20 protein-coding genes are annotated in these 22,264 nt (G+C 43.8%); 10 read left to right on the forward strand and 10 right to left on the reverse strand.

The genetic code is table 11. From position 1 onward, the window contains the following. From BCU75_RS20335 to cobB, 6 genes are all read left to right on the forward strand, one after another. Positions 1-2,856, forward strand: coding sequence for a formate dehydrogenase subunit alpha (locus tag BCU75_RS20335; RefSeq protein WP_102474905.1), 2,856 nt, complete (start codon positions 1-3; stop codon positions 2,854-2,856). A gap of 11 nt (positions 2,857-2,867) precedes the next feature. Next, entirely contained in the window at positions 2,868-3,476 is a 609-nt protein-coding gene (fdh3B, locus tag BCU75_RS20340; RefSeq protein WP_004733723.1) for a formate dehydrogenase FDH3 subunit beta, read from the forward strand. Between the two features lie 13 nt (positions 3,477-3,489). After that, the gene (locus BCU75_RS20345) at positions 3,490-4,563 is read left to right on the forward strand and encodes a formate dehydrogenase subunit gamma (protein WP_102474906.1); all 1,074 of its coding nucleotides are present in this window, start codon (positions 3,490-3,492) and stop codon (positions 4,561-4,563) included. After that, a complete protein-coding gene (locus BCU75_RS20350; RefSeq protein ID WP_017059624.1) occupies positions 4,547-4,963 on the forward strand; it encodes a hypothetical protein in 417 nt (138 codons plus the stop codon). Before BCU75_RS20345 ends, BCU75_RS20350 begins: the two co-directional genes overlap by 17 nt. Before the next feature lie 410 nt (positions 4,964-5,373). Continuing rightward, a complete protein-coding gene (locus tag BCU75_RS20355; RefSeq protein ID WP_102474907.1) occupies positions 5,374-6,594 on the forward strand; it encodes an ammonium transporter in 1,221 nt (406 codons plus the stop codon). 280 nt (positions 6,595-6,874) lie between these two features. Further along, on the forward strand, positions 6,875-7,609 hold the full coding sequence (gene cobB / locus BCU75_RS20360; protein ID WP_102474908.1) for a Sir2 family NAD+-dependent deacetylase: 735 nt from the start codon (positions 6,875-6,877) through the stop codon (positions 7,607-7,609). Between the two features lie 115 nt (positions 7,610-7,724). Here cobB and BCU75_RS20365 read toward each other — a convergent pair whose 3' ends face one another. The 5 genes from BCU75_RS20365 to potA all read right to left on the reverse strand — a co-directional run bounded on the left by BCU75_RS20365 (position 7,725) and on the right by potA (position 12,898). Next, positions 7,725-8,762 (reverse strand): extracellular solute-binding protein, encoded by a 1,038-nt coding sequence (locus tag BCU75_RS20365; protein WP_102474909.1) that lies wholly within the window; start codon positions 8,760-8,762, stop codon positions 7,725-7,727. Between the two features lie 227 nt (positions 8,763-8,989). Then, on the reverse strand, positions 8,990-10,024 hold the full coding sequence (locus BCU75_RS20370) for an extracellular solute-binding protein (protein WP_009846723.1): 1,035 nt from the start codon (positions 10,022-10,024) through the stop codon (positions 8,990-8,992). Positions 10,025-10,171: 147 nt separating this feature from the next. Continuing rightward, positions 10,172-10,942, reverse strand: coding sequence for a spermidine/putrescine ABC transporter permease PotC (gene potC / locus BCU75_RS20375; RefSeq protein WP_102474910.1), 771 nt, complete (start codon positions 10,940-10,942; stop codon positions 10,172-10,174). After that, complete coding sequence (gene potB, locus BCU75_RS20380) at positions 10,942-11,799, reverse strand: spermidine/putrescine ABC transporter permease PotB (protein WP_017107109.1); 858 nt, start codon at positions 11,797-11,799, stop codon at positions 10,942-10,944. The genes potC and potB overlap by 1 nt, the downstream gene beginning before the upstream one ends. Beyond that, on the reverse strand, positions 11,783-12,898 hold the full coding sequence (potA, locus tag BCU75_RS20385; RefSeq protein WP_102474911.1) for a spermidine/putrescine ABC transporter ATP-binding protein PotA: 1,116 nt from the start codon (positions 12,896-12,898) through the stop codon (positions 11,783-11,785). The genes potB and potA overlap by 17 nt, the downstream gene beginning before the upstream one ends. A 329-nt stretch (positions 12,899-13,227) precedes the next feature. Between potA and BCU75_RS20390 the strand changes: the two genes are divergently transcribed. The 4 genes from BCU75_RS20390 to ttcA all read left to right on the forward strand — a co-directional run bounded on the left by BCU75_RS20390 (position 13,228) and on the right by ttcA (position 16,935). Next, on the forward strand, positions 13,228-14,085 hold the full coding sequence (locus BCU75_RS20390; protein ID WP_102474912.1) for a hypothetical protein: 858 nt from the start codon (positions 13,228-13,230) through the stop codon (positions 14,083-14,085). Continuing rightward, complete coding sequence (locus BCU75_RS20395; protein ID WP_102474913.1) at positions 14,078-14,926, forward strand: glucosaminidase domain-containing protein; 849 nt, start codon at positions 14,078-14,080, stop codon at positions 14,924-14,926. The genes BCU75_RS20390 and BCU75_RS20395 overlap by 8 nt, the downstream gene beginning before the upstream one ends. 123 nt (positions 14,927-15,049) lie before the next feature. Beyond that, positions 15,050-15,700, forward strand: a complete 651-nt coding sequence (locus tag BCU75_RS20400; protein WP_076678441.1) for a DUF2987 domain-containing protein — start codon at positions 15,050-15,052, stop codon at positions 15,698-15,700. A 341-nt stretch (positions 15,701-16,041) separates the two neighbouring features. Beyond that, positions 16,042-16,935 (forward strand): tRNA 2-thiocytidine(32) synthetase TtcA, encoded by an 894-nt coding sequence (gene ttcA, locus BCU75_RS20405; protein WP_102474914.1) that lies wholly within the window; start codon positions 16,042-16,044, stop codon positions 16,933-16,935. Positions 16,936-17,072: 137 nt separating this feature from the next. On the opposite strand, the gene uspE is transcribed toward ttcA, so the two are convergent. The 5 genes from uspE to BCU75_RS20430 form a co-directional block, all read right to left on the reverse strand. Further along, the gene (uspE, locus tag BCU75_RS20410; protein ID WP_102474915.1) at positions 17,073-18,023 is read right to left on the reverse strand and encodes a universal stress protein UspE; all 951 of its coding nucleotides are present in this window, start codon (positions 18,021-18,023) and stop codon (positions 17,073-17,075) included. Between the two features lie 132 nt (positions 18,024-18,155). Continuing rightward, complete coding sequence (locus BCU75_RS20415; protein WP_004733691.1) at positions 18,156-18,902, reverse strand: FNR family transcription factor; 747 nt, start codon at positions 18,900-18,902, stop codon at positions 18,156-18,158. 86 nt (positions 18,903-18,988) lie between these two features. Beyond that, a complete protein-coding gene (locus BCU75_RS20420; protein WP_102474916.1) occupies positions 18,989-19,663 on the reverse strand; it encodes a sulfite exporter TauE/SafE family protein in 675 nt (224 codons plus the stop codon). Continuing rightward, positions 19,653-19,892, reverse strand: a complete 240-nt coding sequence (gene ccoS / locus BCU75_RS20425) for a cbb3-type cytochrome oxidase assembly protein CcoS (protein ID WP_076678445.1) — start codon at positions 19,890-19,892, stop codon at positions 19,653-19,655. The genes BCU75_RS20420 and ccoS overlap by 11 nt, the downstream gene beginning before the upstream one ends. Next, on the reverse strand, positions 19,892-22,264 hold the full coding sequence (locus BCU75_RS20430) for a heavy metal translocating P-type ATPase (RefSeq protein WP_102474917.1): 2,373 nt from the start codon (positions 22,262-22,264) through the stop codon (positions 19,892-19,894). Before BCU75_RS20430 ends, ccoS begins: the two co-directional genes overlap by 1 nt.

A 22,264-nucleotide genomic window follows, 5' to 3' on the forward strand; every position in this document is an offset into this window, starting at 1 on the left:
ATGAAACTTGTCAAACGCTCCGATCGTGTGAGCAAAGAAACCAATCAACTGGGTGTGTCTCGACGTGCCTTCATGAAAAACACCTCTCTAGCGGCTGGTGGTGCGGTAGTAGGCGCTGGTCTATTCGCTCCGGGTATGATGAAAAAGGCGCAAGCTAAGTCAGTCGACCCTGAAGCGAAAACAGAAGTGAAACGCACTATCTGTTCTCACTGTTCTGTGGGTTGTGGTATTTACGCTGAAGTTCAAAACGGTGTTTGGACGGGTCAAGAGCCTGCATTCGATCACCCATTCAACGCTGGTGGACACTGTGCGAAAGGTGCAGCACTGCGTGAGCATGGCCACGGTGAACGTCGTCTTAAGTACCCAATGAAATTGGAAGGCGGTAAGTGGAAGAAACTGTCTTGGGAACAAGCGATAGAAGAGATCGGTAACAAGGCGCTAGAACTTCGTAAAGAGTCTGGCCCTGATTCCGTTTACTTCCTAGGTAGTGCAAAACACAGTAACGAACAAGCTTACGCGTTCCGTAAGATGGCGTCTTTGTGGGGAACGAACAACGTTGACCACCAAGCACGTATTTGTCACTCAACCACAGTAGCCGGTGTTGCGAACACTTGGGGTTACGGCGCGATGACAAACTCGTTCAATGACATGCACAACTGTAAATCAATGCTGTTCATTGGTTCAAACCCTGCAGAAGCTCACCCGGTTGCGATGCAACACATCCTAATCGCGAAAGAGAAGAACAACTGTAAAATCGTTGTTGCAGATCCTCGTCGTACGCGTACTGCTGCGAAATCTGATCACTATGTTTCTCTTCGTCCAGGTTCAGATGTAGCCTTCATTTGGGGCGTGCTATGGCATGTCTTCGCTAACAAGTGGGAAGACAAAGAATTCATCCGCCAACGTGTATTCGGTATGGACGAGATCCGTGAAGAAGTCGCGAAGTGGGGCCCTGCAGAAGTTGAGCGTGTAACTGGCGTTAGCGAAGAAGACGTTTACCACACAGCAAAACTACTTTCTGAAAACCGTCCGGGTTGTATTGTTTGGTGTATGGGTGGAACTCAACATACTACGGGTAACAACAATACGCGTGCTTACTGTGTACTTGAGCTTGCTCTAGGTAACATTGGTAAATCAGGCGGTGGTGCAAACATTTTCCGTGGTCACGATAACGTGCAAGGCGCAACTGACCTTGGCGTACTGTCTGACACGCTTCCAGGTTACTACGGCTTGTCTGAAGGTTCTTGGCGCCATTGGTCTAAAGTTTGGGACATCGACTTTGACTGGGTGAAAGGACGTTTCGACGACAACGCATACGGCGGTCAAAAGCCAATGAACAGTGCAGGTATTCCTGTATCTCGTTGGGTTGATGGCGTGCTTGAAGACAAAGATAAGATTCGTCAACGCGAAAATATCCGTGCCATGTTCTACTGGGGTCACGCAGTGAACTCTCAGACTCGTGGTCCAGAGATGAAAAAGGCGATGCAGAAGCTGGATATGATGGTTATTGTTGACCCATACCCAACCGTTGCAGCGGTAATGAACGATCGCACCGACGGCGTTTACCTGCTTCCAGCAACCACTCAATTTGAAACCTACGGCAGTGTAACGGCATCAAACCGTTCTCTACAGTGGCGTGACAAGGTTGTTGATCCTCTGTTCGAATCTAAGCCTGATCACGAAATCATGTACCTTCTTTCTAAGAAGCTTGGTTTCTCTGATCAGCTGTTCAAAAACATCCGTGTTGATAATAATCAACCGCTTATTGAAGACATCACTCGTGAATTCAATAAGGGTATGTGGACGATCGGTTACACAGGTCAAAGCCCAGAACGTTTGAAAGAACACCAACAAAACTGGCACACGTTCCACAAAACAACGCTTGCTGCAGAAGGTGGTCCAGCGAATGGCGAGACTTATGGTCTGCCTTGGCCATGTTGGGGCAACCCAGAAATGAAACACCCAGGTACGCATATCCTTTACGATACGTCTAAACCGGTTGCTGAGGGCGGCGGTAACTTCCGTACTCGTTTCGGTGTGGAATTTGAAGGTCAAAGCCTACTGGCTGAAGACAGCTATTCGAAGGGCAGCGAAATCAAAGATGGCTACCCAGAGTTCAGTGACAAGCTACTAAAACAACTGGGGTGGTGGGACGACCTAACCGCAGAAGAGAAAGTGTCGGCTGAAGGTAAGAACTGGAAGACTGACGTTTCTGGCGGCATTCAACGCGTCGCTATTAAGCACGGTTGTATTCCTTTTGGTAACGCAAAAGCACGTGCGATTGTTTGGACATTCCCAGATCGCGTACCACTGCACCGTGAGCCACTTTACACACCACGTCGCGACCTAGTTGCCGACTACCCGACATGGGATGACAAAGAAGCGATTTTCCGTGTTCCTACACTGTACAAGTCGATTCAAGACCAAGATAAATCTGGTGAATATCCGATTATTTTGACTTCTGGTCGTCTGGTTGAGTACGAAGGTGGTGGTGAAGAAACACGTTCAAACCCATGGCTAGCAGAACTCCAACAAGAGATGTTTGTTGAAGTGAATCCGAAAGATGCAAACGACATTGGCTTCAAAGATGGCGATGATGTTTGGGTTGAAGGTGCTGAGAAAGGTCGAATTAAGGTGAAAGCGATGGTTACTCGTCGTGTTAAACCGGGTTTAGCGTTCTTGCCGTTCCACTTCGGTGGTAAGTTTGAAGGCGAAGATTTGCGTTCTAAATATCCTGAAGGCACCGATCCTTACGTTATTGGTGAAGCAGCCAATACAGCTACCACATATGGTTACGACCCTGTCACGTTGATGCAGGAAACGAAAGTAACCCTTTGTAATATTCGTAAAGCGTAAGGAGTCTTAAAATGGCTAGAATGAAATTTCTTTGTGACACCAAACGTTGTATCGAATGTAACGGTTGTGTCACTGCATGTAAGAATGAAAATGATGATGCTCTTGAATGGGGTATTCAACGTCGCCGCGTTGTAACACTGAACGATGGTGAGCCGGGTGAAAACTCTATCTCTGTAGCATGTATGCACTGTACTGATGCGCCATGTATGGCCGTTTGTCCTGCAGACTGTTTTGAACATACAGAAGACGGCATCGTACTTCACAATAAAGACCTATGTATTGGTTGTGGTTACTGCTTGTTTGCTTGTCCGTTTGGCGCACCTCAATTCCCTAAACAGGAAGCATTTGGCGAGCGCGGTAAAATGGACAAATGTACTTTCTGTGCCGGTGGCCCTGAAACAGAGCCAGGTTCTGTGGAAGAACGTCAGAAGTACGGTGCGAACCGTATTGCTGAAGGCAAGCTACCAATGTGTGCTTCTTTATGTTCAACCAAAGCACTGCTAGCGGGTGATGCAGAGAAAGTCTCTGATGTATTCCGTCAGCGTGTTGTTGAGCGTGGTGCGAAAGGTGCAGGCTGGACAGACGGCAATGACCTTTCTTACGATGCGATGAAGAGCTAGTTAGGAGAGACATATGCTTACAATGTTTAAGCGTCTCTTCCTTGTTGTGCTGCCAATGTTGGCAGCACTAACAATGCTGTCTCCTATGAGCCATGCATCAGAGACTAACGCTTCACAAACTCAATCGAGTAGTGCAGAAAGAGAAGTCACACAACTTGCTGGCGCTGATTTTTGGCGACAAGTAAGAAACGGTGAGGAAGGTTACACCACATCTCAATCTGCTGAGCACGGTGTGTTGATCAGTACTCCAGGCCAAACGTGGTACATATTGAAAGAGAAGTGGATGTCACCAGCCGGTGCAGTCGCTATCTTTGGCAGTATTGCTTTCGTTACCTTAATGTACGTTGTGATTGGCCCACTAATGCTGAGTGCGCCAAGAACTGGCCGTAAGATCAAACGTTGGTCTCGACTGGATCGTGCGTTGCACTGGAGCATGGCGTTTACTTTCTTAACGCTCGCGTTCAGTGGTTTGATGTTGGTTTACGGCAAGCACTTCTTGAAGCCGTACATTCCAACTGACCTTTGGGGCTTCATCGTTCTATTGGCCAAGCAATACCATAACTACATAGGCCCGATTTTCTATGTGCTATTGATGGCTGTTCTTATCAAGTGGTGGCGCAAGTCGATCTTCAAGATGGTGGATATCCAGTGGTTCATCAAACTAGGTGGTATGGTCGGGAAACATAAAGGTTCTCATCCATCGGCAGAGTTTTCGAACGCGGGTGAAAAAGCGCTATTTTGGCTGCTTATCGTTATGGGCAGTGTCGCTGCGATCAGTGGTTTGGTGTTAGATTTCCCAATTTTTGGCCAAACACGACGTGATATGGAGCTTTCAAACTTAGTTCACATGCTTGCTGCTCTGATCCTTATCTGTGGTTTTGTGTTCCACATCTATATTGGCTTGTTCGGTATGGAAGGCGCACTAGAAGGTATGGTAACAGGCGAAGTCGATGAAACCTGGGCTAAAGAGCACCATGACCTTTGGTACAAAGAAGTGATGGAACAAGAGAAAAACGGCGTTGAACAAAGCGCTAACGTAGCAACAGAGAGAACAGAAGGGGTGAATAAGAATGAACAAACCTCATAAGGGTATTTGGGTTGCTTACATCCTAAGCTGCTTTACACCATTTACTTGTCTTCTCTCGGGTGTGGTTGCGATTATCTACGCGGGCTACCGTTTAGATAAAGGCGAAGACGGCGAAGTAGTGGATACCCATTACTACGGCTTGATTCGCTCGTTCTTCTTGAACCTGACGTTCTTTGTTGTGCTTATCGTCACGGTAGCGACCTCAAACGGCGTGTTAATTGGTGTGAACGATTACTGGTATCAAAACCATATTATCGATGACATCGCTTACTACATTCCATATGTGGGCATGTTATTTGGTGGTGTGGCGATTGTGGTTTGGTTTATACGTATGTATCAAGGTATGCAGCGTTTAAGCCAAAACCTACCGCAAAATCCGACAACAGGTCCAAACCTTTAAGCGTTTAAATGAAAGTCGTTTGGGTTACCAAACTCGATAATAACTCCTTTGTCGTGAGTTTACTCGAAACAGCGAAAGACATTTAAAGCCCAGTGATTCATTTCACTGGGCTTTTGTCGTTTGGTCGCTAGGTAACTGATCTAATGCCTTATATTAACCGCATCAATATGGTGCAACTCCCTCAATTGGTGCAATCAGTTATCGAATATTTTCTCTCCTTGAGAACCAACAAAGTGCACTTTAGAAATTAACCATTAATAATCAATAGGTTAAAATAGAACTTTGTTGCACGTTTTTTGCGTAACCAAGTTGGAACGCATCTTGCGTTGATTGTTGAGTCTTTAATTAATTACGACATCAATTCGCACGGTTCTAGTGCAATTGAGACAAAGCTAAGGGAGAGAGCTTTAATGAGTCAAACGGTTACCCAAGTTCATAGCGCAGTAGAGAGCTTGACGCAGAGTTCGGATACTTTATTTCTATTGTTAGGCGCCATAATGGTTTTCTTAATGCATGCAGGCTTTGCATTTTTGGAAGTCGGTACAGTAAGAAAGAAAAACCAAGTTAACGCATTGGTTAAAATCCTCTCGGATTTCGGCGTCTCTGCAATTGCCTATTTCTTTATCGGTTACTGGGTTGCTTACGGTGCGCATTTCTTTGCAGATGCAGAAACGTTATCGCAAGGGAATGGCTACGAACTGGTCAAATTCTTCTTTTTGATGACCTTCGCAGCGGCAATTCCGGCGATCGTTTCTGGTGGTATCGCGGAGCGTGCACGTTTTTATCCAATACTCATCGCAACACTGTTCACCGTTGGCTTTGTTTACCCATTCTTTGAAGGCATCATCTGGAATGGTAATTTTGGTTTTCAAGATTGGCTTAAGGCGCAATTCGGGTATGGTTTCCATGACTTCGCAGGTTCAGTTGTGGTTCACGGTGTTGGGGGTTGGATTGCTTTAGTTGCAGTTTATTTCCTAGGTATGCGTAAAGGTCGAATCCGCGCAGGTAAACACACTAACTTTGCACCATCGAACATTCCTTTCTTAGCATTAGGATCTTGGATCTTATGTGTGGGTTGGTTTGGTTTTAACGTGATGTCTGCTCAAGCAATTAATGGCATCAGTGGCCTAGTCGCGATGAACTCATTAATGGCGATGGTTGGCGGTATTCTTGCAGCTTTAGTCGCAGGTAAAAATGACCCGGGCTTCATCCACAACGGTCCTTTAGCCGGTTTAGTCGCTGTTTGTGCTGGTTCAGATTTAATGCACCCACTTGGCGCCTTGATAACGGGTGGTGTAGCGGGAGCGTTATTTGTTTACCTATTTACATACATGCAAAACAAAACACAAATTGATGATGTATTGGGTGTTTGGCCATTGCACGGTGTTTGTGGCGCTTGGGGTGGCATTGCTGCTGGTATCTTCGGCCAACAAGCATTTTGGGGCCTAGGTGGCGTTAGTTTTACCGTTCAGGTGATTGGTACACTAGCAGGCATTACGGTAGCTTTGACTGGCGCATTGGTTGTTTACGGTATTCTTAGCAAGGTGACAGGCTTACGTTTGAGCGAAGAGGACGAATTTAACGGAGCTGACCTTTCAATCCATAAGATCTCTTCTATCAACGAAGATTAAGCTATTCAATGATTTGATTTATTTCGATATTTCAGAACAACGTCATACTCAATATTTGAAAAAATTAGCGGCTTCGGCCGCTTTTTTTTGCTTATTGAAAATAAAAATAGAAAACAAGACGACATTGATTAAAAAGAGGAGCCACAGCTAACAAGCGAGTTATGTCACAAATAACCCAATGAATTCAGTTGGCTAAGACTATGGTCTAATCCCTAAAACTATTGTTGGAATTTGAACAGTGCTAAGCTGTTACCAAGTGACATATTGAAAAGGACGTTATATGCATTTCCCATATAGAAATATCGTAATTCTTACTGGCGCCGGCATCTCAGCGGAGTCGGGAATACAAACATTCCGAGCACAAGACGGATTATGGGAAAACCATAAAATCGAAGACGTCGCGACACCAGAAGGTTTTGCAAAAGATCCTGACCTCGTACAGGCGTTCTACAACAAACGTCGTCATGGATTACAGAGCGAAACTATCTTACCAAACTCGGCTCACAAGGCGTTAGGTGAGCTTGAAGCCAAACTAGATGGTAAGGTTACCGTTATCACTCAAAACATCGACAACCTGCATGAGAGAGGCGGGAGTAGTCATATTATTCACATGCATGGTGAGCTTCTTAAAGCACGCTGCAGTGAATCAAACCAAGTTCTAGAGCACAAAGACGACATTCATACCGGTGAACTTTGCCATTGTTGTCAGATCCCAGCTCAGATGCGCCCTCACATTGTCTGGTTCGGTGAAATGCCACTGAGGATGGGAGACATCTATTCTGCATTAGAAGAAGCTGACTTGTTTATCTCGATTGGTACGTCCGGAGTGGTGTATCCAGCCGCAGGGTTTGTGCATGACGCTAGAATGCATGGTGCACACACTATAGAGATTAACTTAGAGCCAAGTGCGGTTGAGAGTGAGTTTGAAGAGAAGCGTTATGGCAAAGCGAGTATCGAGGTGCCGAAACTAGTCGAGGAATTGTTGTGCACTGAGAAAGGGTCTTTAACGGCCTAGGCATAATGTTGAGAAAGCACATCTGAGTCTGAGTCTGAGTCTGAAAAAATTTAGATAAAAATAAAGCGGCTTACGCCGCTTTATTCATTTATTGTACTGAAACACTAACAATAACTTAGTTGTTCACTTTAAGCTTTTGGAAGTACTCGTCATAAATAACGCTCGCTTCACCAACTTCGTCTTGCCAAACGCCATTATCCATCACTGATTGTGGAGGGAAAATGTTCTTGTCTTCAGCAAATTCTTTAGGCAGAAGAGGGTAAGCGGTTTTAACTGGAGTTGGGTAGCCGATCTCTAGCGCAATCTTCGCTGCATTTTCTGGACGAAGAAGGAAGTCGATCATCTTATGTGCCGCTTCAACATTTTTAGCGCCAGATGGGATCGCTAAGCTGTCCATCCAGAAAATAGTGCCTTTCTCTGGCCAGATAATGTCAATCGTTGCGCCTTCTTGACGAGCCATGTAAGCCGAACCATTCCAGAGCATACCAAGAGACACTTCGCCCGCTAGGTAAGGGTTCGCTGGGAAATCTGAGTTAAACACCAATACGTTTGGCATTAGCTTACGAAGTTCTTCGTACGCTTCTTTGATTTCTTCAGGGTTCGTCGTGTTTGGAGAGTAACCCAATTTAGACAGAGCGATATGGAAAACCTCACGAGAGTCATCCATCATCATCAGTTGACCTTCCCACTGTGTATCCCAAAGATCGCCCCAGTTTTTAACTGAAGATTTGTCTAGCATATCTGAGTTGATACCAATACCCGTTGCGCCCCAGATGTACGGGATCGAGTAGTTATTGTTTGGGTCAAATGGCTTATCTAAGTAATTTGTATCCAAATCTGCAAAGTGGCTTAGCTTAGTTTTATCAAGCTCTTGAAGCATGCCTTCTTTACGCATCTTAGAAACGAAGTAAGTAGAAGGAACGACTAAGTCATAACCCGTACCTTGAGTTTTTAACTTAGCGTACATGCTCTCGTTAGACTCATAAGTTGAGTAGTAGACTTTGATACCCGTCTCTTTTGTGAAGTCTTCTAGTACTTCATTAGGGATATATTCAGACCAATTGTAAAAATACAGTTCTTGGTCAGCTGCGAAAGAGGGTGTAGAAAGTAAAGTAGCAGCACACAATGCGCCGGTATACAGTGTTTTTTTCATTACTGTTCCGTTCATTTGTTTGATTTGGAGCTGGGTGGTGAACCCAAAGTAAAAGGATTTCGAAAAATCGCGCTAGATTATAGCAGCGATATAACAAAATAGGCAGCCTAAGCTGCCTATTCACTGATATTCTTATTTTTAACTGGTTGATTACCTAAGTAGGCTTGTGAGATAAACTCGTTACTTATTAGCGTCTATTGACCGAAGCAATGAGATAACGAACTCGCTTACTGACCCGCTTTAAGCTTCATGAAGTAATCTTCATACTTCACCGTCTTATCACCCACCGCCGCTTGCCATTCAACACGGTCGAGGTCTTCTTGAGACGGGAACAGAGCAGGGCTGTCTTTAAATTTCTCGTTAGACGCTTTAACTGCTGTTAGATAGCCTGTGTCACGAGAGATTTGCTCTGCGATTTCCGGGCGAAGTAGGAAGTCGATCATCTTATGAGCGGCTTCTACGTTGATTGCGCCAGAACTGATAGCAAAGTTATCAACCCAACCAATGCCGCCTTCTTTAGGGAAAACCAGTTTAATCGGTAGGCCTTCATTTTGTGCTGCAGCAGCAGAACCGTTCCAAAGCATACCAAGACCCACTTCACCAGACATGTATGGCGCACCAGGGTTATCTGAGTTAAACACAAGAACATTTGGCATCAGCTTACGCAGTTCTGCGTAAGCTTCGTCGATTTCTTTCTCGTTGGTCGTGTTACCTGAGTAACCTAACTTACGCAGTGCGATGTGGAACACTTCACGCGTGTCGTCCATCATCATCAACTGACCTTCAAGCTCAGGCTTCCATAGATCAGCCCAGCTTTGGAAATCCTCTGGATCGTACATGTCCGTGTTAACAGCAAGTCCCGTAATAGCGACAACATGTGGAATAGAGTAGTCGTTGTTCGGATCATATGGCTTATCTAGGTAGTTTGTATCTAGATTCGCAAAATTGTTTAGCTTGGTTTTGTCGATCTTTTGAAGCATGCCTTCATCGCGCATTTTAGACACGAAGTAGGTCGAAGGAACCACAAGGTCGTAACCTTTATTGTGTGTTTTCAATTTGGCATACAGTGTTTCATTCGACTCGTAAGTCGAGTAAATCACTTTGATACCAGTTTCATCAGTGAACTGTTCTAAGATCTCACTGTTGATGTAAGGTCCCCAGTTCATGAATACCAATTCTTTGTTATCTTTTGCAAACGATGGTGCAGATAACATTGAAAGCGCACATGCACTACCAGCTAATAGAGTAGCCCATTTTTTCATTGACGTTAGCTCCAAACTAAACGTTGCCTAAAGGCAGTAGATAGAAAAACAGAATGGCAATTTACCATTCTGTTTATGATTAACACTTTATTGAACTTGAAGTATCTTAACTTCTTATCAAGTTAGCCTCAGTAAAGCGCAGAAGGCTTACTTGATTTTCTCTCTCGCTAATAACTGAGAAATAATCACCAGTATTAACGACACCACTAACATCACTGTTGCTAGGGCATTGACCTCTGGAGATATACCGACCTTAACCATCGAGTAAATCTTCAGTGGTAATATTTCGTAGGTTGGCCCTGTAACAAAAGAGCTGATGATCACATCGTCCAAAGACAGAGTGAAGCTCAATAACCAACCCGCAGCAACCGCTGGCTTAGCAAGAGGCAGGATGATCTGTTTTAGAATCGTCCATTCACTTGCGCCTAAATCTTTTGCGGCTTCTAGCATCTTCACATCAAAGCCATTCAAGCGACTGTAGACCGTGACAACAACAAACGGCAGACAGAAAGTAATATGCGCTGCAAGTAGGGTAAAGAACCCAAGTTGCACACCCATTACCAAGAATAGCGCAAGAAGCGAAATCGCCATTACGATATCTGGTGACATCATCACGATGAACAACATGCCATTGACGATTCCTTTACCTTTAAATTGGTAACGGAATAGGGCAACAGCAGTCAGGCTTCCGACAATCGTTGCGGCAGTTGCTGAGAACACCGCTACGTTGATAGAGTGCCACGCAGCCTGCATGAGGCTGTCATTGTTAATCAACACGTCATACCACTTAGTGGTAAAGCCACCCCATTTCATGCCGAACTTATTGGCATTAAACGAGTTTGCAATCAATACGATAATAGGTAGGTATAGAAAAGCGTATACCAGCGCCATAAAGCTGAACTTAACTGTGCGACCCATTAGTCTAGCTCCACTTTCTTATTCAATAACTTGCCTGCACGGTAGTAGGCATAAAGCATCACGGCCATAGCCGTGGTCAGTGCAATACTAGTTGCTGCGCCAAACGGCCAATCACGAGCATTGAGTACTTGGCTCTTAATTACGTTACCGATCAATAGGTTCTTAGCACCGCCCAACAAGTCTGAAATGTAGAACATGCCAAGCGCAGGAAGCAATACAAGTAAGCAACCGCCGATAATGCCAGGCATCGTTAGCGGTAAAACAACCTTCAATAGCGTTTGCAGTTTGTTCGCACCTAAATCTTTCGCTGCTTCTAAATAAGTATCATCTAGCTTTTCAATCGCTGAGTACAACGGCAAAATCATGAAAGGTAAGAGGATATACACTAAACCGATCATTACTGCCGTTTCTGAATACATAATACGAAGTGGCTTATCGATAATGTCTAACGCCAACAAGCCTTTGTTCAACACACCTTGAGTACCCAGAACCACTTTTAATCCGTAAGTACGAATCAAAGAGTTTGTCCAGAATGGCACAATCACTAAAAACAACATGATTGGACGCCATTTCGCAGGCATTTTTGCCACGATGTAGGCGAACGGGTAACCAATAATTAAACAAAGTAAGGTTGCGACAATTGCCATATAGAAAGAGTGCATCAGCACTTTAAAATACAGCGGGTCAGCCAAACGCAGGTAGTTGTCGAGAGTGAAAGTCATCTCGATCAAGTTCGCTTCGTCACGAGTTAGAAAACTAGTACCGATGATCATGATGTTTGGAATCATCACGAACAGCACCAACCAACCTGTGATTAAAGCAACAATCGCGTTTTGTAAATTAAACTTCTTGCTCATCTTCTAACACCACTTCCCAGCTCTCAACCCAAGTTACTGCAACTTTTTGGCCCAGTGAGTGATCAACATCAGGGTCATCTTCGTTGAAGAATTCGCTAACCATGACACGCATACCTGATTCAAGTTCTACGACTGAATCTAATGTCATGCCTTTGTAGGTTCGCTCGACAATGTGGCCAACAATACCGCTTTGGTCCGACTCTTTAATTTCTTCGATACGAAGATCTTCAGGGCGAAGTAGTACTTGTAGTTTTTGGCCCGGTGTTACGTCTTTATCGTAATAGATAATGGACTCTTCACCTTCGATTGTCGCAACAATGCGCTTTTCATCTTGACGAGATTTCGCTGTCGCTTCGAATACGTTAATTTCACCAATGAAACGAGCAACAAATAAGTTCTTAGGCTCTTCGTAGATTTCTCTTGGTGTTCCGTCTTGTTCAATCACGCCATCTCGCATAACAATAATACGGTCAGACATAGACAGCGCCTCTTCTTGGTCATGCGTTACAAAAATGAACGTAATACCAAGTTGGCGTTGCAGTTGTTTAAGCTCAATTTGCATCTGTTTACGTAGTTTGTAATCAAGAGCAGATAGAGACTCATCCAACAAAAGAACCTTAGGCTTATTAACGACAGCACGAGCTATTGCAATACGTTGCTGTTGGCCACCGGATAGCTGGTGTGGCTTTCGTTGTGCCATTTGTTCTAGGCGCACCATTTTTAAAGCATCCATAACACGAGGTTCAATCTCAGCGTTTGGCACTTTCTGCATGCGTAAACCAAATGCCACATTGTCAAAAACGGTCATATGTGGGAATAGGGCATAGCTTTGGAATACAGTGTTAACATGCCTTTGTTCAGCAGGAACTTGGGTTACATTCTGTTGGGCTAATAGTATTTCACCACTATCTGCCGTTTCAAACCCTGCAATCATTCTTAGTACCGTAGTTTTACCGCAACCGGACGGGCCTAATATCGTGAGAAACTCACCATGATTTACGTTTAGATCAAGATTGCCGATGACTTCCTTACCATCGAAACTTTTACTAATGCCAGTTAACTGTACGACTGGCTTTCCTACTGATTTTTTAGCGTTCAACGTCTGTTTTTCTCCACCTTGGTTCTATTTGAGACCTGTTGCTATACACCTTTAAGGCGCGCATCATAATCACCAAAAACGTGAATTCAAAGCATTTTTTACCATTCAGGGATAAAAAAATTCGCAGGTAAAAGTAAACATCCTTTACCATACTGTTATTTATCAGGTTCACACCTTAACAAGTGTCTAATTATTAACCATCAAGACGCAAAAGCAAGCCTTGTTACAGATTCATATTTTAGTTTGCAGTCTACATATGGGTATAATGGAGGCAATTTTTTATCAATAAGTTAGGTGGCTTCGTTTACTTGGCGCACCTAGGTATCAATATGAACAACGACATCGAAAAAGATTTTAATTTGGGCGGTAGTATCGACCGTGCACTTTCCGGCGATTATGAGCTCAAAGCAACGGCTGTATTCCAAGAAGCATGGAAACATACTGTAAGTCACTTTCTTTCGTTTTCTCCTGCGATCGTTGCATTGATGTTCGTGCAACTGGCTATCTTTTATATCGCACTCAAACTGCAGCTTGGTGACCCCGCGGTTATCTTAGACGCGGTTATCGACCCAGAAGCATTTACACCACAAATCGTTGAATCGATTTTTATTGCTAACTTCAGCTATGAAGTGGTCAGCGCACCTATCTATGCTGGTATCTGTTTAATGGCAATGAGCCACGCTGCCGGACTACAAACCAAAGTGCGCCACATAGGGAAAGGTTTACAGTTCACGGTTCCAGTCATTCTAGTCACTTTGTTCAGCCTAATGCTTCAAGGCATCGCCGGTATGCTTTTGCCGTTCTTGTCTATCTACTTTTCACTCGCATTCAGCAATTCAATTCTGCTGATTTGTGATAAGAAAGTACCGCTAATGCAATCGTTGCTGCTTTCTCTAAGAGCGGTAAATAAGAAAATCTTCGTCGTCGCATCTATCTACTTAATGGTTATGTTGATGTTCATCGTCGCTGCGATGATGTACGGCATTGGTTTGATTTTCGTTCTACCATTCTTTTTCCATGTGAAAGGTATCATCTACCGTGAAATGTTTGGTATCAAACTGAAGGTTATTGCGTCAGATCGACCGAATAGTGATGACGATAATAGCGGCAACGGCGAAAATAATAACGACAGCAACAACAGTAACGATGGTAACAAAAACAAAAATCCTCAGGTGTTCGATGCGTAATAACGTCAAAGGCAGCACAAGTAAATCACTTGCGCTAAAGGTAACTGCCCTTGCGATCGTGGGTTCTATCTCACTGGTTGGCCCGTACATTTACCAAGAAGAAGAGCGCCGACGTACGGCAGACCAAAGTTCAAATACATCAAGTGAGTTTGGTGATTTGACCGTCGCTTCAGATCGACCAAATTTTGCGGCCATCGAAGATGTGAACGAAAAAAAAGACACATTCTTTTCGTTCCTTCGCCCAAGTATCAATATTGAAAACAAACGTATCACCAAAGAACGTGCGTTTTTAACTAAGCTATCTGAATCTGGTTTAAGCAATATTGATTCTGAAGACGCGTCTTATGCGAAAAGGTTAGGGAAGTTGTACAGCTTACCAGTGCCTAATGAAGGTTTAGATCAGACATGGCTAACTGAAATGCTTAGTCGCGTCAACGTACTGCCAGAGGCACTTGTACTGACACAGGCTGCTAATGAATCGGCTTGGGGGACGTCACGTTTCGCCACCAAAGCAAACAACTATTTCGGACACTGGTGTTATACCAAAGGTTGTGGACTTGTTCCGCTACAACGTAACGAAGGTAGCTCGCATGAAGTAGCAACATTCTCTTCAAGCCAAGAATCTGTGCATCGTTACTTCATGAACCTTAACCGAAACCGTGCATATTCAGATTTAAGAGCCATTCGTACAGAGCTTGCAGCTAAAGGTGACGATTTGTTGACCACAGAAACAGCGATGGAGTTAACCAACGGCTTGTTAAAATATTCTGAGCGAGGTTCAGACTATGTGACTGATTTACAAGCTATGATCCGTCACAACAAGGTATACTGGAAAAAGTAACTCATTTTGATACCAACTTGTTTACCTTCGATAGTCGGCCTACAACAAGTAATATCACTAAAAGAGCAGCTCATTGGCTGCTCTTTCTATTTATAAACGCTCAACTTCAACAAGACTATAATAATGAAAAAGACAGTACTCGCTCTATTAGCCACTTTCAGCCTTGGCGTATCTCTTCCGGCTTCGGCACAAGAATACATGTTCACGTATTCTAAACTCTATACTCAGCTGAAAAACAACACCAAAGAAGGACACGATGATGTCAAAGTAGCGGTCTTCTTTGTTGACCAACAAGCACAAAAAACCTGTCATATCAGTAAAGCTTGGATGGAGAAAGAGGAGCACTACGAAGAACTAAAAGTGTCTCCTGCGAATGAACTGCTTCTACCGGTAGACAAAAACCTGCGCTCAGCAAACCCGCTTATCTTTGTCCAAACCCAAGAACAAGAATGTGCGTATTCGCTCGTTGTAATGACTCAGGAGCCTTTGGCTGGAACGGTTGAAGTTGCACAGTTAGAAAATCTATTACCACAGATGCAAGCGATGCTAGAAGACGTCAGCGGCATGTTTTCTAGTTGGTTCACTCCAGATATCCAAGGCTTGACGCTAGAGTTTGATAATAAACTTAAAGGCAACATTGCTCTGTCTAATGGTAAACAAATCCCAATTGAAGAAGGACGTGCGAAATTCACGTTGGACGAACTGCATGGAAGTGACAGCATCACGTTACCAGAAGCCACAGTTCGCGTTTTGCCTTACATCCCAGCGCAATAATAGCGGCTAGCCAGGAGTTCTATGCTCAGCTTAAGATCGTGACGAAACAGCCTGTTCTTCTTTGAATAGGCTGTTTTCGTTTATAGTCTTAAATCTAAACACCTAAATCTTACCAAGTCGCATATCTCACTGCATTTCATCTTTGATTCTTACCTCTTATTGCGACCTATTTTTCTCACCGCTAAAGGACAGATCGTATAATAAGGCAGAATCTTTCTCTTGCCTGGCTTGTTTATCCTGTCGTTACTATTTCAACATGAAATAAAAATCCGTATAATCCACGCCCTAAAACAGTCCCACTAGCAATCTACAGTCGATAACTCGACGGTGTGAGAGTCGCAATGAACCAAAACGAAAATAAAAAAGATACACTTGAATTCAACAAGCTTCAGAAACGCCTGAGAAGAAATGTTGGAAATGCCATCGTCGACTACAACATGATCGAAGAGAATGACGTAGTAATGGCGTGCATTAGTGGCGGTAAAGATTCATTTGCGATGCTAGACATTTTGCTACGTTTACGTGAAGCAGCACCTATCAAATTTGATGTTGTCGCTGTAAACCTAGACCAAAAACAACCAGGCTTCCCTGAGCACATTCTCCCTGAATACTTTGAAACTCTGAACATTCCTTACTACATCGTAGATAAAGATACGTACTCAGTAGTGAAAGAGAAAGTGCCAGAAGGTAAAACAACGTGTGGTCTATGTTCTCGTCTTCGTCGTGGTACGTTGTACTCGTTTGCAGAGAAAATTGGGGCAACTAAGATCGCACTTGGCCACCACCTAGACGACATTGTTGAAACTATGTTCCTGAACATGTTCCACGGTGCTCGCCTGAAAGCAATGCCTCCAAAACTGCGCTCTGATGATGGTCGCAACGTTGTTATTCGTCCACTGACTTATTGTCGTGAAACGGACCTAATCCAATACGCTGAGCACTTAGAGTTCCCAATCATTCCATGTAATCTATGTGGCTCTCAAGAAAACCTACAGCGTCAAAACATTAAAGCGATGCTCATTGATTGGGATAAACAGACTCCAGGCCGTGTTGAGAAGGTCTTTAAGTCAATTCAGAACGTGAGCCCAAGCCAATTGGCTGACCGTGAGCTGTTTGATTTCATTAACCTCCCACTGGATCGTAGCGAAGATCGTAAAGCATACGAATTCGAAGAAGCTGAAATCTCGTCGTCAAACATCGATGAGTCTTTGTACATTGATGTAACCAACGTTTAAGCCTTATTCGTCGAAGAGTCGCTATAACGTATAGATAAATAAAAACGCCTCAAGCAATGCTTGAGGCGTTTTTTATGGGTTAAATATGTAGATTGAAATACATATTCAGATTGTCGATTTTTGAACGTTTAAACCTTTTAGCCTTTAGCAAGGTTAGGATCGAGGGGGCTCACATAACCCGATGGCTTAAGAGCCAGAACGTCACAATTAATCTTATCGATAACGTGCTCGGCGGTATTACCAATAAAAACGGCAGATAAACCAGTACGGCCTGTCGTTCCTAAAATCACCATAGCGGCGTTATTCTCAGACGCGGCTCGTGGAATCACATCTTCTGGTAAACCTTGCTCAACAACCGTTTGTTCTTCGCACATACCATGCTTTTGACGCAGCGCTTTCATTGCCGTTAAGTGATGACCACGAACTGCGTCTGTATAAGAGGTTGGGTCAAACTCTGGCAATTCGATGGTGATATTTGCAGGTGTCACCGGGTAGGCATTCACCAAGAACGGTTCAGCATCCAAACGCCCAGTGATCTCAAGTAATCTGTCGACCATCGTATCATTGAGCTCTAAGTGAGCTTCTGTTTCAGAGCCTACATGAACGGAAGCATAGATCTTCGCGTGTTCTGGCCAGAAATCATTTTTAACCAATAGCACTGGGCTAGGGCACTTTCTCAATAGGTGCCAGTCGGTTGGAGTAAAGATGACCGATTCTAGAGTGTCGTGCTTACGCGTGCCTTTGATCAAAATATCATGCTCACCACTGTAAACTTCAGCAATGATCGCTTCATACGGGCGATTATGCCAAACCACTTGTACGTTAAATTCGATAGAATCATCAAGGTAAGGAGCAGCAACCTTATTCATCCAAATTTCACGCTGATGAATTACGCCTTTACGCATTGCGTCTCTCTCATCGACAGAGAGCATAGATGTCATTTCATACGAGAAGTCGTAGATCGACAAAAAGAAAGTGATGTGGCTTGTTGAGGTGCTTTTCTTGGCAAGTTGGATAGCACGAACTAGAGCAGGTTGCTCATCGTGATTAATGTCTGCGACAACTAAAATTTTGTTATAGATACTCATAACTAAGCCTACTTTTCAGACCGAACATATAAATAATGTAGCGTAGTTATGGAGAGAATAAGAGAAATATAAGAGGTTTTAAGAGAGAAACATGATGTAGCTCATTATTGAACTACATCATTGATATCTAGACTATTCTTTTGATACGCCAGCAAGTTCCATCAACGCATCGTGATCTTCGATAGTGATGTATTTGCCTTTAACGCTCAAGATGTCCGCTTTTTGGAAACGACCTAACAGACGGCTGATTGTTTCAACAGTCAAACCAAGATAGTTACCAATATCGCCGCGAGTCATCGTTAAGCGGAACTCACGAGGGCTGAAGCCACGCTGAGAGAAGCGAGTTGAAAGGTTGTAAAGGAATGCCGCAAGGCGCTCTTCCGCGTTCTTTTTAGAAAGAAGCAGAATCATTTCCTGGTCACCTTTAATCTCATTACTCATCAAACGCATAATCTGCTGACGCAATTTAGGCATTTTCCCTGATAAGTCATCGAGAATCTCATATGGAATTTCACATACCATAGAAGTTTCCAAAGCTTGAGCGAAACTAGGGTGTTCGTCACCCGTGATCGCGTCAAAGCCAACAAGATCGCCCGCTAAGTGGAATGCAGTAATCTGCTCATCACCTTGCTCGGTAATCGTATAGCTTTTAATCGTTCCAGAGCGAATAGCGTAAAGAGACTTAAGTTCGTCTCCCGCTTTAAACAGCTCTTGGCCTTTTTGAATAGGTTTCTTTCTTTCAATGATCTGATCAAGTTGATCTAGCTCAGATTCATTCAAAGTAAATGGGATACAGAGTTGGCTAATACTACAATCTTGGCAGTGGATCGCACAGCCACCAGACTGAACTCGTTTCGTCACAGGCTTTTCAGAAATCATAACAATCTTTCACTATTTGATATACGTCAATATTTTAGCATTCCTTAATCCTAAAGGGTAGTAAAAAAACCGGATTAAAGACACCACTATACGGTATAAACAATGAACTGTAGCGCCATATAACCGGTATAGAAGCCGTAAATGAGGATTAAAATTGCGCCAAACTGGCGAAATAAGTCAGCTTGTTGCAGTTTTTTGAGGAAATTGGCACCCATTCCAACCGTGAGCATCGCTGGAAGAGTTCCTAAACCGAAAGCAAGCATGATACCCGCTCCGTTATACCAACTTCCTGACACGGCTGCCCACGTAAGCATTGAATAAACAAGGCCACATGGAAGCCAGCCCCAGATAAAGCCAAACGGCAAAGCATGGCTAGGGTGTTTCAATGGTAGAAATGATTTACCTAAAGGAGAGATATAACGCCATAGCTTCTGTCCGATTTTTTCAAAGAACAACAGACCAAACCACCACTTGCCAATATACAACCCCAAGATAATCATGAAGGCGGCAGCGAACAAACGAAGCCACGCTAACAGAGTATTAAAATCGCTTAACTGTCCAATTGAAGAAATGGCACCACCAATTAAACCACCAATTACGGCATAGCTTGATAAACGACCTAGATTATAAAGCAGAGGAACAACAGGAGAAGGTTTGGTATTACCAATCGAAAGAAGTGAAGCAATACCACCACACATTCCCATGCAGTGGCCTGCGCCGATCAGACCAACAAGAAAAGCTCCAATCCAATCAGGCGTCATTGTTCTTATTTTCTACGCTAGATTGATCTTCAAGCGAACTTTGCTTATCGCTTGCTGAAGGTTTGTTGTCAGAGTTGTTATGAGCGTTAATATCTTCATCAAAAAGAATATTGTGACCTTGGCGTTCAAGATCTTCAAACTGCTCGCTCTTCACTGCCCATAGAAAGATTCCAACTGCGATACATACAAGTACGATCGCAATTGGAATGAGTATGTATAAACTTTCCATTATTTACCTTGCTCTTTTAAAAGCCTTAACGAGTTAGATACTACAATAATAGAGCTAGCAGACATGCCAACAACAGCAATGTATGGAGCAACCAAACCTGCGATAGCCAATGGAAGAATAAGTAAGTTATATCCTAATGACCAAGCTAGGTTTTCACGGATTATCTTACGCGTTTTTAGCGCCAAAGTACGAGACTTAAGCAATCTATCGAGCTTATCTCCCAATAGCACCATATCCGCAGAGGCTTTCGCCACATCAGTACCGCCGCCCATAGCAACAGACAGATGAGCACCGGCAAGAATAGGAGCGTCATTAATACCGTCACCAACCATCATGGTGATATCACTTGCGTCTCTAGAGTTAAGATAGGCCAGCTTGTCTTCTGGTTTCGCATTAGCAACAATGTCAGTAATACCGATCTCTTCAGCAACAGGTTTCGCGTTAGTTAAGGAATCGCCAGTTAGCAAAGTCGTTTTTATTCCGGCTTCTTTAAATTGCTTAATAAGCTCGATACTTTCTTTACGAATGGGGTCTTCATAAGTGAATGTAGCTATATGATGACCAGACATCGACAAGTAAATACCATTGCTTTCCGACGTTTGATCTTCGCCTAGAATAAATTCACTGCTGCCGATCGCGACTTCTTGTCCATTCCATTCACCAGTGATACCTGAACCAATGACATTATTAACAGACTCTACTTCAATATTATCTGAAACATAGGCCTTAAACGCTTTAGCGATAGGGTGGTTAGCATGTTGCTCTAGGCTTGCTGCAACTTGCAAACAAGTGTCTTTATCAAGCTTTGCAAAGGTTTCAACTTGGCTGATACGAATATCACCCTCAGTCAAGGTACCTGTTTTGTCGATGATCAAGTGGTTCACCTTGCACAAGGTTTCAAACACATGACCTTTACGCAGCAAGATACCGAAGTTACCCATACGAGAGGTTGAACAGGTAATCGCCGTTGGTGTTGCAAGTGATAAAGCACAGGGACATGTAGCAACGAGCACTGAGAGCATGATCCAGAAAGCATCTTCTGGACGTGTTTGGTGCCAGTAGAACCAAGTGCCGAATGAGATGATTAAAATAACCGCGACAAAGTATCGAGCCACCACATCGGCGATTTCAGCAATGCGAGGCTTTGATAACTGCGCTTCATCTTGTAGACGAACGATATTAGAAATAACCGAATCCGCTTTGGAGGTCATTACTTCCAATTCAAACGATTCATCACCATTCAATGTGCCAGCAAAGACCGTGTCACCCTCATTCTTAACCACATGGATAGATTCGCCAGTCAGCATGGATTCATCGATATGAATTCTGCCAGACAATACTTCGCCATCTGCGGGAATATGTTCACCAGGAAGAACGCGGATTTGGTCGCCAACCTTTAAAGTTTTAACCGGAACTTGATCACCGTCTAGCGTTGTCGCCATTGCAGGAACAAGCTTAAGCAGGTTACCACTCGCAGCCGCCGCTTTACGACGAGCTCTCATCTCTAAGAAGCGCCCTAAAAGCAAGAAGAAGGTGAACATCGAGATAGATTCAAAGAACACTTCGCCTTTCTCTGTCACCGTTGCTATCAAACTTGCGACGTAGGCAAACAACAAAGCAATCGACACAGGTACATCCATTCCCAATGTTCGGCCTTTAATACTACGCCATGCATTAATATAGAAAGGCAACGCAGAGTATAAGAGAACAGGGGTTGCGAAGATCAAACTTACCCAACGGAAGTAACTTTTGAATTCAGGTTCAAGGCTGCCAAAAACTTCAAGGTAGAGCGCCACAGCTAGCATCATGACTTGCATGGTCGCTAAACCCGCGACACCAAGACGATAAAGGTAGTTTTTCATCGAACGATGGTAGGCTGCTTCTTGTTGGTCTGCTTCGAAAGGTGCCGCTTTGTAACCTAGGGTATGGATTGCAGACAACAGTTCGCTCAGTTTAGCCTGGGTGTTGTCCCAGCTGAGTAGGGCACGGTTAGTCGTGGTATTAACACGGATACTAACAACCCCTAACTTTGAAGAGACTTGCTTCTCAATAAGCCATGCACAAGCAGCACAAGAGACGCCTTCTAGTGACAATGTCACTTCTGATGTGTTTTCGGAGTTACGAACGAACTCCAATTGAACATCTTGGTTGTCGTAATGACTGAGTGCTAGAAGTTGCTCTGGCACTAGATCCGCTTTTTCAGCCGGAGCGGTACGATATTGGTAATAAGAGACCAAACCGCTATCAACGATTGTCTGAGCTACGGTCTCGCAGCCAGGACAACACATCTTACGAGTCGCTCCTAAGATCTCTACTTCAAAATCCGTTTCCGCTGGTACATCTTCACCGCAGTGATAACAGGATTCACACAT

The sequence above is a fragment of the Vibrio splendidus genome (assembly GCF_002873455.1).
Lineage (GTDB): Bacteria > Pseudomonadota > Gammaproteobacteria > Enterobacterales > Vibrionaceae > Vibrio > Vibrio splendidus_J.